Raw genomic sequence first — 12538 nt, forward strand, 5'->3', positions numbered from 1 at the left:
GGAAAACTATGTCAACAATTTATAATTCAATTACAGAAGTAATCGGGAATACCCCATTATTAAAATTAAATCATGTTGTTCCAGAAGAAGCGGCAGACATTTATGTAAAACTCGAATTTGAAAATCCTGCCGGCTCAATCAAGGATAGAATTGCATTAGCAATGATTGAAACCGCTGAACACGAAGGCAAAATCAAACCCGGTGACACCATCATTGAACCTACTTCCGGTAATACAGGTATTGGGTTAGCCGCCGTTGGAGCTGCTAAAGGATATAAAGTAATCATAGTCATGCCAGAAACAATGAGTATTGAGCGTCGTAAGTTAATGATGGGCTATGGAGCAAAATTAATCCTTACTCCCGGTTCAGAGGGTATGAAAGGATCAATTAAAAAGGCAGAAGAACTAGTTAAAGAGAAAGGCTACTTCATACCAATGCAATTTGAAAACATTGCTAACCCAAATATTCATGAATTGACAACAGGACCAGAAATCATCGCAGCTATGGAAGGATCAGGTAAAAAAATTGATGCCTTTGTTGCTGGCGTAGGCACTGGTGGAACTTTATCTGGAATTGGTAAAAGTCTTAAAAAAGCTGATCCATCAACTAAGATTTACGCCCTTGAGCCGGCAGAGTCACCTCTTTTAAAAGATGGCAAAACTGGTAAACATGGTATTCAGGGAATTGCTGCTGGTTTTATTCCTAAAAATCTTGACCAAAATATTTATGATGGAGTTATAGAAATTTCTACTGATAAAGCCATGGAAACTGCACGTGCTACTGCCGCAAAAGAAGGGTTTTTACCTGGGATTTCAGCTGGAGCTAATATTGCAGGAGCCATAGAGCTTGCTAAAAAGTTAGGTAAAGGAAAAAATGTAGTAACTGTTATCCCAGATGGTGGAGATCGCTATCTTTCAACCAAGTTATTTGAATTTTAATGAAATTTATTAAGAAAAGTCTTAGGATATTTTGATTCCTAAGACTTTTTTATATCTAAAATATATCTAATATTTATAAGATATTAAATATTTTATAAATATTAGATACTATATAAATCATTAATATTTAGTTTTCTGCAGGTTCTACGAATAATGTTGGCCCTCCGTCATAACTCATTGCCATAGCAGAATTTATTGCTTCATAGTCAAAATCATGAACTTCTCCAATTTGAGGAACAATGATCAAGTCTCCTATTACAAATTCTTCTCTACGAAGATCCATCAATGAGACATTTTTTTCTTCACTTATAGGATCAAAATAAATAGTATATTTATAATTTCCTATATAATAGTTTCCTGAAATAATTTTTTCGGCTGATAATAATTTAGGAATTTCAATATCATCTTTGAAATTTACTAATTCAAGTTCACCATCAGAACTTTTTAATCTTAATCCTTGCATAATCTTACTTTCTAAATAATTTTGAAATAAGTCCTTGTTTCTTCTTAGGCTTATTTTGTTCTGCCACTTGTTTAACTAAAGTTTGCATTATTTGATTATTAGCTTCATCACGTTTTTCCTGTGCTTTCAAAAATGCCGTCATCGTGTCCTGTTGCTTATCATCTTTATAAACTTCATCATAATACTTTTGAATAAGAGGTTCACCAATAAATTTGTCAAACTTTTTAATATTTAAAATCATTCCATTATCATATTGTTCAATCGCAATTCCAGCTTCTCTTGGAAACATATTGAAATAATTATCTAAAGTCTGATTAATATTTTCATAGCTATTGGCCTTAAGATTATTAAAAATCGCCTTTGAAACTACAAACTGATCAGGATTTGTTTTTGAAACAGATACATGTTCAAAATTGTCATCCTTAATTAGCATCTTCCAAGTAATTCGATTACGATCAACCTTATAATCATAGTTTTTATTAATAATATCAGCTAATTCATTTTGATAACCAAACTTTTTAAGTAGGTTCCAAACAATTTCTTTTGTAATACTTAAATAATCCTTAACTAGGTTAGCCTCATCTTCTCCAGTTAAATTACAAAGACGCCTATTTAATTCATGAGTTACATATTTATAAATATGGTCATTATTATCATTAATTAAAATATTATAATTATACTTCTGTTGTGCTTGTGGAAGCCATGGTGCTTCAAAGGATAAATAATAAACTCGTTTAGTAATTTCTTCTAAGTTATTGATCTCCTTGCTTCCAGCATTATGATTCATTGCAAAAATATTTACATTATGAATACCTGTAATTGTATTCGACCATTGTTTAATTGCATTAGTCGCAACTTTACTATGTAAGAAGTTACCATTCAATTCATCAATAATCATCGGAGAAACAAAACGACCAGAATTTAAATAATTATCTAAAAAGGTTACTGCTTTATTTGTTTGAGCAGAATTTCCATTAATTTCAGAATATTGAATACTCTTAGACGTATCCCCTGTAAACTTCTTAAAGTAATCACTTACTAATAGAGTCTTTCCTGTCGTGCCTCGTCCAATAAGCACCATTGATACTGGAACTTGGTCAGCACTTTTAGAAAAGTTAGATTGATGATAAATTTCTCTAATTTTCCAAATAAGCGGTGAAGTCATTAAGTACATGAAAGCAGACAGAGCTTGATTACTTTCATCTTTTACCTTGTTATATTTAAAACTCTTAATAATTTCAACAAAAACTCTTACATCATCTTTTTCAACTTTAGGAACTTCAAGAGGACGATATAAATTATCATAAGGATCTCGTACCACTAATTGTTCATCTTGATGACTCCACATTGGTTCGGGATATAAGCTTTCTGCATTAATAACTTTTTCATCATCAGCTTTAGAAAAATCTTTATAAACTATTTTCTTAACATTTTCTTTGATTTTAGTAGAATTACGCCTTTTATGTCCCTTTGGAGTATAAATATTATTAACGATTTTTTCAGTTGCTTCAGGAAACATTTCATATGCAACCTGGTCTTTTTTAGCTTGACTTGTTAACTGAACAATATCTTCTGAGTGAACTTTAACAACATTATCAGCTTTTTCAAGCATGTCATCTGTAATAACATTGGTGATCTGCTTAGTATTCTGATTACGAATCTGTTTTATTAATTTTCTATCTAGATATTCTGCACTATCCTCTATGAAGTTCTTTTCAAATAACTTTTGATGAGCTTGATAAATTACTTGATCTTGCTTATTTTCTTTATTTCCTTCATACATCCACATCATTTCATGATTCTTATTAAGAGCTTTTTGAGTCAAATTCATTGAACCATTAAAAATGATAAAGTTATTATCATTTTCTACAATAAAATATTTGCTATGAAAAAGTTGATCTTTAGTGAATCTAAGCTGTAAAGTTTTATTCTCAACTCGATTTAAGAATTCATCACTCATTTTAGAAATTTCTTTTACCTTACGAGGAACATTAAAAAGTTGATCAAGATTTTGACCAATTTGGCTATCTTCCATACCCAGAATTAAATTAATCTGCCTAAAATTAGGTAGCAGCTTTTCTTCAATTATTTTAAAGCTGCCAACAAAGCTCACTCCCTTAAAACTGCTATAATCTGCAATCAACTCAAAAAAATCTGGTTTTTCTATCATTTTTTGATTATTTAAATCATAAATAGTTAACATAATTAATCCTCCTAGTGTTTTTATTTACAATAATTTTACATAACATAACTATTTATTGTAAAATATTTAATATTAAATATATTAATAATATTAATACTATTATTAATATGTTAAATATTGTATATAATAGTTATTTTTTGGCAAAAAAATAGCTTAGAAACTTTTAACTTTCTAAGCTATCAACATTAAATTTATCTTTCAGTAAAAGTATTTGCCTTTACATGATTTAAAATTTCATATCCAACTGCTTTATTTTGACTTTCATTATTCTGATTTTGATTCAAGAACATAATCATACCATCTTTGTTATCAGTAGTCATTTGGAACCAATTACCAAAATGAGTACCATAGAGATTGCCATAAGCCATTTTAAGCTTGCCATCATTCTTAATGTAAAGCCCACCTGAATATTGAGTAACTTTTGCTTGAATATTAGTCAAAAACTTAAATTCATCTTCAGTCAATATCTTTCCATTAGTTAATCCAACTTGAATGCGGTAATAATCCATTGGAACTGAGAATAAGTTTCCTGCACCTGGCAATTGACTAGCTAAAGACTCTTTTACATATTCTGCATTTTTATAATTTTTACGAGTATAGTAATTATAAGTATAAGAAATGGCATCTGTTTTTGTTCTAAATGGAATATCTTCATAAAAGAACGTTCTCTTAAGTCCAAGTGGCTTAATCACACGATTATTAACTGCACTAGCATATGAGTCACCAGTTTCTTGACGAATAATTCCAGCAAGCAAGATATAATTAGCATTATTGTAGTAGTAATTACCAGCTGTACCCTGCTTATCAGAATTAATCTTGTTAACTACCCAATCAATTGCCGATTGTTCAGAAATCACACGACCACGATTTACTTCAGTACCTGTAGTAACAATTCCGGAAGTATGAGTAAGTAAATTTCCTACAGTAATATTCTCAGCATTCTTCAAATTAGGATACCACTTGGAAATCTTAGTATTTTGATCAAATTTCTTAGCATAAATTAATTGAGTAACAATAGCTGCTGTAATAACTTTTTGCAAAGAACAAACTGGATAAACTACCTTAGTATTTCCAGCACCGAGACGGCGACCATAATAGCCATATCCATAACTAATTTGTTGTGGTTGTCCATCTTTGACTACAACAACAGTTCCACGAACTTTATTTCTAGATAAAGTACTACGCACAAAGCTACGCATTTCACTTTTATCATATGCTGCTTCAACTTTAGTAGTTTTATTAAGAGCAACAGGTGCTACTACTCCAAACATTGTTGTAAGTGTGACCAACTTTATTACACTGCGTTTTATTTTTGACTCCATATAAATATTAAACTCCTATATTTGGTATATAAAGTTATTGTAGCACTGTAATATTTTAAAATTCTTTTCAAAATGTTTACAAAAAAATGTCGTAGTTATTAACTGCGACATTTTTCATTAGCGATTAACAAAAGTATCAGCTTTAATCTTCTTTAAAATCTTATAACCAATATCCTTGTTCTTATCTTTAGAAACCGTTTGATTCAAAAACATTACTATTCCATTTTTATTATTTGAAGTTAATTGCAACCAATTAGCAAAATAAGTATCACCAAAATTACCATATGCTACTTCAAGTTTGCCATTCCTTCGCATGTAAATACCGCCAGAATAAGTTGTTTCGCTAGATTTGGCTTTTAAGTGTGTCATATATTTAAATTGCTTTTTAGTCAAAATTTTACCATTTTGAAGACCGCAGATAATTTTATAATAATCCATCGGAGTAGAAAATACATCACCAGCACCAACTAGTTGTGTTGCTAAGGTTCTAGGTACTACTCTAGGATTTTGATAATTTTTACCATGTAAGTAAGTATATGAAATCCCGTCAGTTTTATTCTTAGGAATTTGAGTATATACATAAGTATCCTTCAATTTTAAAGGTTTTACTATTCTATTTTTTAGATTAGTTGCATATGACTTGCCAGTTACTTTTCGAATAATTCCTGCAAGTAAAATATAATTGGCATTATTATAGTTAAAGCGTCCCTTTTTTGTCATACTTTGAGCATTAACTTGGCTTATTACACGATTAATTGCACCCTGTTCAGAGTAGTTAACACCAGCATTAGATTCAGTTCCAACTACATTAATTCCTGAAGTATGTGTCATCAAATTCCCAACTGTAATTCTTGATGCACCTTTCATATGCGGATACCATTTAGAAATTTTAGTATTTTGATTAAACTTATTTTTATAAATAAGCTGAGTAATCATTGCAGCTGTCATTACCTTTTGAAGTGATCCTAATGGATATAGTACTTTAGGATTGCCGGCTCCTAAGCGTTTTTTATAATACCCATAGCCATGACTAATTTGCTCAGCTTTTCCATTCTTTACCACTACAATAGAGCCCCGTACATGTCCTTTTTCCATTGCATTTTGAACATATTTGCGCATTGATTGCTTCTTTTTTGCTTTTTTGGCAGCAAAAACAGTCTCATGGTGAACAACTGGTATACTAGTTGCTAAACTTATTCCAGCGATGACAGAAATTATTGTTTTTTGCAAATTCTTTTTCATTGTGTTTTTAACCCTTCTACTAGTTTCAAGTTACTATTTTAGCAGGTTAAAAATGATATAAAAGAATTTAGTAATAAATATTTTGATTTTTAATTAAAAGTTTCATATGAAACATTATTTTAGATACTAAAAAGATGTAGTAGATTGACCACTACATCTTTTTGGAGATATAAATCGATATGAAGAAAAATGCACTTCTCAAGGAAGGACTCGATCCACTTCCTTATGATAGTCGCTTTTTTACCAAATGTTAAGCTATAAGTATTTTTATTTCTGCTAAAATACTTATATATGTAATATTATAAACATCTATTATATTTTCCATTCAGTCTTATTAGACTTTTCAAGGAATTTCAATACTGATTGAAATTCTTCTTTTTTATCTGTTTTTTTAATGAGATCTATAATAGCTTGATTTACCACTTCATTAATACTATCACCATAATAAGCAGCCATAATGCGCAAATCGCTGTCAATTTGCTTAGTGACTGAAAGAACCCTTTTTTCGGAGCGTAATTCTTCTACTGGTTTCTTACGATGATCAATTTCTTCATTTCGTTTTCCTGCAGGTCTTTCTCTTCTAGAGATACTATCTACTAATGCATCTGCAGGATTCATTTCTTGAGCAGCGCGTTGTACTGAAGCAGGTTGCTTAATATTTATTTTTTTACTCATTATCTAATTCCTCCATTAATTCATCTACAAAGTCACTGATATCTTTAGTAACTTTACTTTTTGGATCATATTCAAATATTGATTGAAATGCATTCTGTGATTCTTTTACAGAGATTGCTTCACGAATTTTTGTATTGAATACATGTGTTTTAAGTGATTTTGCTGCATCATTTAAAGCATCTGACATTGCATTACTAAAAATCGTTCTCGAATTAAATCTACCTATCAGTATTCCTGAAATAGTTAATTTAGGGTTGCTTCTGCGTTTAATTGCTGCCACAGTTGAGCCTAAGTCTCCTAATCCTTTTAAAGAAAATAAATCAGCTTGAGTAGGAACAATTACTGTATCTGATGCAGTTAAGGCGTTCATAACTGCCATACTAAGAGCTGGAGGAGTATCAATGATGACATAATCATAATCACCATCAAAGTCTTGAAGCTTATCTGACAAAATAAATTGAGCATCAAGCATATGATCTTGAGTTAAAGTAACGTCAAGTTTAGCCATTTGATTGCCCGCAGGAGCTAGATCGAGTTGATTGTTGACATGTATAAGAATATCATCAAGGCTTAAATCTTGAGTTAGTAATTCATAAGTTGTTTTACTTGAATCATATTCAACACCAGTTCCGTAACTAGCATCAGCTTGTTGATCCAAATCAATTAGAAGAACTTTTTTACCTTTTTCAATTAAAGCATCTTTTAAAAATAAAGAAGTGGTTGTTTTTCCTGTACCACCTTTTTGATTTGTTACTGTTATAATTTTCATTTTGTACCTCGTAATTCCTATTATAGAGGGATTTATTTTTTGCATACTTATTATATCATTAATTTATATTAGATAGAACATATTTAAAATTTATTAAATATTTTTGATATGTAAAGTAAATAAAATATTGTAAATATTTATAATATTTATTATATCTAGTTAGAATAGTAGTTATAGTAAATAAAAATATTAGTTTATTATTTTATTCGCAGAATGTGTTATTTATAAATTTATAAGGTCTTAGGAGCCAATTTTTTGAAATCTACTGAAAAATGGAGGACTTTTAAATAAACCCTTTATATACCCTTTATATATACCCTTTATATTACCCTTTAGCGCTTCAGCGAGCCTTACAGCCCCAAGGGATTTCAGACTTAATAAACGACGTCTCATGGAGTAAGATAACTTAAAAAAGGTGCTATAAATGCAGTTGTGGTGCGGGTTTGAAGGCTATTTCAATTAAGTTTGATAAGGGTGACGTCTCATGGAGCTGATTTTTTGAAAAAATCAACTTAATCCGTTGGCGCTGTAAGTACGAACTGCTATTTTAATAAGAGTGACGTGACATGGAATCATAAACGACGTGGCGTGGAGATAAGGGTGACATATCATGGAGCTGAAAAAGTAGGTAAAAAAATAAGGGTGACACCTTGTGGAGATGAGTTATCCACAGCTTTTGTGGATAACTTTAATAAACGACGTGACGTGGAACGTAACAGCTATATTTCTTTATTTTTACTTTGAGTTCGTTTACATAACCTAAAATCATTAAAAATAATAAGAGTGTCATCTCATGGAGAGTTAAATTTTAATAAAAAAGATTAACTATTCTGCTTTATAAAAGCGATTATATCAATGATGGATTATTAAGGGTGTCACTTTATGGATTAAGGGGTGACGTCATCTGGAAGTACAAAAAATAAGCTATAATTGCTCTTGAAAGCAATATAATTATTAATTTATACACTGTTTTGTGAAACATTTTTTAAAATATAAACATAGTTCTTGATTGTTTTTGATTTAAAAATACTGATTTTTCAGCATTTTTAAATTAAGAGTGTCATCTCATGGAGTAAGTTGTAATAGGGGTGTCACCATGCGGAAAAATTAATAATTAAAAATAATAAGAGTGTCACTTCATGGAATATTTTTTTATAGGGGTGTCATCTCATGGAGTAAATTGCTTTTTAGCTCTTGCCGTTGTGCTATAAATGTTTTATAGTGTCAATATAAAAAACGACGTCAGTAAAATTAAAAGTCGCTTATTACGAGGTACAAGAAATGCCAGCTAAAAAAAGACCTGTACAAAAAATAATAAAAATAGATAATCGCTTTAATGACGATCCGATTTTTGAACCCATAGATAGTTTGCCTGAAATCAATAGCAATATATTTTGGTTAATTGCAGCCCAAGTAAAAGACCAAGGTAATAATTTAATTACGTTGTCTCCTGAACAAATTAAGCGGGAAATTGGTTATAACAGTCATATTTCAAATAAGCAAATTGCTAAAAACGTGGATGATACCTTTTCAAAATTATTGACTATTCAGCTTTCTAAAGAAGATGTGGATGAAAAAACAGGACATGTAACTAAAACACGTGAAAATATTTTTCAAAAATCAATTGTTGATACAGATACTCTTGAAACAAGTGTTGAGGTAAGCAATAGTTTTTTATATTTGTTTAATCATTTAGAACACTGGACACGATTTTCAATTACACAATACGTTAGATTGCACTCTAATTATTCGCGAAAGCTGTTTAGATTGCTCAAACAATGGCGAACTACTGGAAAGAAAGAGTATCCAATTGAGGAATTTAGAAAACGGTTGCAAATACCGAAGTCATATCGTCCGACAGATATTGATCGACGTGTTTTGACGATTTGCAAGGAAGAATTGAGTGCTAATTTTCAAAATTTTAAAATTAGCAAAAATTATCGTAAAGGAGTTCGAGGGCGAAAATTGGAGTCCTATGTTTTTACTTGGGTACCTGAAATGAAGAATCAACAAGATATTTATTATGACTCAAGTATTGAGGGCACAAATTCAGTGTATTATATTAAGTCCAACGAAAATTTAACCGAGAAGGAAAAATTTAGGGCCTTAGACAGGTTTTTTGGATTTACCCTAGGTACATCACTTAAAGAGCAAAAAAGAGGCGACATACGCTCCTATTTCCTTCCAAACAAGCTTCATGCTAAACGAAAGCGAACAGCTTTTAATCGAACAGATCTTAAGCCGCTTACGCAATATAAGCATGTACAATTTGGACAATTGATTGATGTTTACGAGCATGTAAATAAATTAGGCTTACTTACTGACGAGGATAAACAAGACTTAGAGTTAATTAAACTTGGTTTTGAAAAAACTAAGGGAGAAGTTGAAATCGCTGAAAACGCCAAAAATGGCGTTCTAAGTAATTTAAATGCAGAGGGTAGGGATTTATACTCCAAAGATGTAAAAAGCAATCTGACGCTTGATTTTGGACAATCAGGGGTAGAAACAATGTCATTCTTTGATGATGATGTTGAATAAAAATTGTAGTACAGAATTTTTTTCTGTGCTATTTTTTATGCGAAAAATAAGAAATATTTATAATATTAATAAAATTAATAATATTTGTAATTATATTAATATAAATAATGCTATTTATATTTTTAATATACTTTTGTTTATCGTAATTTTTATTATATTAATTAATGTTAATTAATGGTTATCTATAACGAAAAATATTTTAATATATAAACTATTATTTTTTATATAAACATAAAAATAAAATCATTTTATTGTAGACATGTAATAAATTGTGTGTATAATTATTTTTGTAATTTCTTTTTTACTAAAGAAACTACAAAAAGAGATATAAAGATATAGAGATAATAGAAGGTATAACATTTTGAATAAAAATTTTAAAAAGATAGAGATTGCAACAATGGTTAGTTTTACATGTGTAAGCTACCTGTCATCATTTAATCTTGTGCATGCTACACAGACGTTTTCTGAAGTTTGTGCAACTGATAAAAACATAATAACAACACAAAAAGTAGATGTAAGAAAAAATAATGCAAATAATCAGACCAAAACTCAATCTGGTATTTATTTTGATAATGAAGAATTACATAGTCATAACCATAAAACAATTGCAGAAATGGCTAATTATCTTAATAAAGAAAATGCATTAGGAATTGCATCTACTTTTCATATTTTTGCCCAAAACACTACTTTAAATGTTGATATTAATGGGAATGTTGCAACTAATAACTTAAATTCAAATGTAGATTTTGGAACACGAGGAAGTGATACAGAAGAAAATTCTAAAATTAACAATTCTCAATGTGATATTAATTATATTAACCATATTAGTAATATTAAGCCAAATTCATTTAGAAATAAGCATAACAAAGTCATTATGGGTTCTGATATTAATGTAAGTACTAATAAAGATAAGAGAATTGTCTTTAATCAAAAAGATGGGAAAAGTTTTTATATTGAACAAGGCAATTTAAATTTAAACGAAACTAAGACTGAGACCAAAAATAATAAATATATTGATATTAATTCTGAATTAGATGAATTATCAAAAAAGTCAGATTATTGGATGGATACTAATTCACAAAATTCCAAAGGAGTTAAAACTTATTTTGAAGATGAGAATAATCGTATTATTGATCTCACAGATGCAGAAATAAACAAAGATAACTTTATATTCGTAACTATTGATGCAAACTTATTGAAAAATCGCCCAATTAATATTAAAGGATTGGGAATAAAGAAAAATAATAAAATTCCAACTGTAGTTATTAATGTTAAAAATACAGATAAGCAATTAAGTATAGGTACTGAGACCAAACTGTATTATAGAAACGCAAATCAACCACTTCCAAATAGTGAATCCCATTTTGAGCAAAATCAACTTTTGTGGAACTTTGGTACACAAATTGATAGTTTAAGTTTTGATTCAGGAAGATTTATGGGAAGTGTTTTAGCGCCTAAGACCAAAATCTTTGGAAATGTAAATATTGATGGGAATATTATTGGTAAAGAGGTTTCTATTTCTGGTGGAGAAAGTCATCGATGGGATTTAGTTACGATAGCCAATAATTCAGGACAAAATCAATACCCTGGAGATTTTATAGAAGATTCAACTTTACCAGAAAATAATGATTATCCAAAAAATGGTAATCATAAGGAAGCAATTCCTAATAACGCACCAAGTTATGACTTACCGGAACTTGATATAAAAGAAGATAAACCACATAACGCACCAAGTTATGACTTACCAGAATTTGAAATAAAAGAAAATGAATCTCATAATTCCTCTAATAACAATTATTCTGAAATCGATGATAAGGAAAACTATGACTCTAACGATAATGGAGAAATAAACAATCCTCCTTTACCTCCATTAGATTCCTCTGATTTGTCTAATTCAACTAAAGAAACAGAAGATTTAAAATCACAAACTAATCAAACAGATGATTTTATTTTTTATCCTCCGCTTGCTAAACATGGCCAGGATATTAATGATGTTAATATCTTGGCAAATAAACCGCAAAAAAATAAAATCTGTAGAAGTAAAATTAATCAAAAATTAGTACATAGAGATATAAAAAAACCGCGCTATTTACCTATAAGTAAAATAAATAAAGCACCTTCCTTAGTTACACAGATTAGTAATCAGAGTCTTAAAAATACAGATTATGTTAATGTACCTGTAACTAAAAAGCTTCCTGCAACTTCAGAAAAGAAAATAAATATTTTAAATTGGATTGGAATTGTGATTATTTCAGGTTTATGTTCTTTAGGCATAATAAAAAATAGATATTAATAATTTTTATTATATTTAATATTTAAATAATATTATTAATATTAATATAAAAGCAAATATAATAAAAAGCGAAAACTACAGTTTTCGCTTTTTTC

At 29.6% G+C, this 12538-nt stretch carries 9 protein-coding genes; 3 read left to right on the forward strand and 6 right to left on the reverse strand.

Annotation, left to right across the window (positions count from 1 at the left end; genetic code table 11):
- The first annotated feature begins 8 nt into the window (after positions 1-8).
- The gene (gene cysK / locus ACTHPI_RS02470; protein WP_445352598.1) at positions 9-938 is read left to right on the forward strand and encodes a cysteine synthase A; all 930 of its coding nucleotides are present in this window, start codon (positions 9-11) and stop codon (positions 936-938) included.
- A gap of 127 nt (positions 939-1065) precedes the next feature.
- Here cysK and ACTHPI_RS02475 read toward each other — a convergent pair whose 3' ends face one another.
- The 6 genes from ACTHPI_RS02475 to ACTHPI_RS02500 form a co-directional block, all read right to left on the reverse strand.
- Entirely contained in the window at positions 1066-1401 is a 336-nt protein-coding gene (locus ACTHPI_RS02475) for a hypothetical protein (protein ID WP_445352599.1), read from the reverse strand.
- A gap of 4 nt (positions 1402-1405) precedes the next feature.
- Positions 1406-3604, reverse strand: a complete 2199-nt coding sequence (locus ACTHPI_RS02480; protein ID WP_445352600.1) for a phospholipase D family protein — start codon at positions 3602-3604, stop codon at positions 1406-1408.
- Between the two features lie 191 nt (positions 3605-3795).
- Entirely contained in the window at positions 3796-4875 is a 1080-nt protein-coding gene (locus ACTHPI_RS02485; RefSeq protein ID WP_445352732.1) for a serine hydrolase domain-containing protein, read from the reverse strand.
- A gap of 168 nt (positions 4876-5043) precedes the next feature.
- Positions 5044-6168, reverse strand: coding sequence for a serine hydrolase domain-containing protein (locus ACTHPI_RS02490; RefSeq protein ID WP_445352601.1), 1125 nt, complete (start codon positions 6166-6168; stop codon positions 5044-5046).
- Positions 6169-6480: 312 nt separating this feature from the next.
- The gene (locus ACTHPI_RS02495) at positions 6481-6843 is read right to left on the reverse strand and encodes a hypothetical protein (protein ID WP_445352602.1); all 363 of its coding nucleotides are present in this window, start codon (positions 6841-6843) and stop codon (positions 6481-6483) included.
- Positions 6836-7612 (reverse strand): ParA family protein, encoded by a 777-nt coding sequence (locus ACTHPI_RS02500; RefSeq protein ID WP_445352603.1) that lies wholly within the window; start codon positions 7610-7612, stop codon positions 6836-6838. The genes ACTHPI_RS02495 and ACTHPI_RS02500 overlap by 8 nt, the downstream gene beginning before the upstream one ends.
- A 1281-nt stretch (positions 7613-8893) precedes the next feature.
- On the opposite strand from ACTHPI_RS02500, the gene ACTHPI_RS02505 reads away from it, so the two are divergent.
- Complete coding sequence (locus tag ACTHPI_RS02505; protein ID WP_445352604.1) at positions 8894-10150, forward strand: replication initiation protein; 1257 nt, start codon at positions 8894-8896, stop codon at positions 10148-10150.
- Between the two features lie 361 nt (positions 10151-10511).
- Positions 10512-12443 (forward strand): hypothetical protein, encoded by a 1932-nt coding sequence (locus tag ACTHPI_RS02510; protein ID WP_445352605.1) that lies wholly within the window; start codon positions 10512-10514, stop codon positions 12441-12443.
- The last annotated feature ends 95 nt before the right edge of the window (positions 12444-12538 follow it).

This window comes from Lactobacillus sp. PSON (assembly GCF_052615405.1).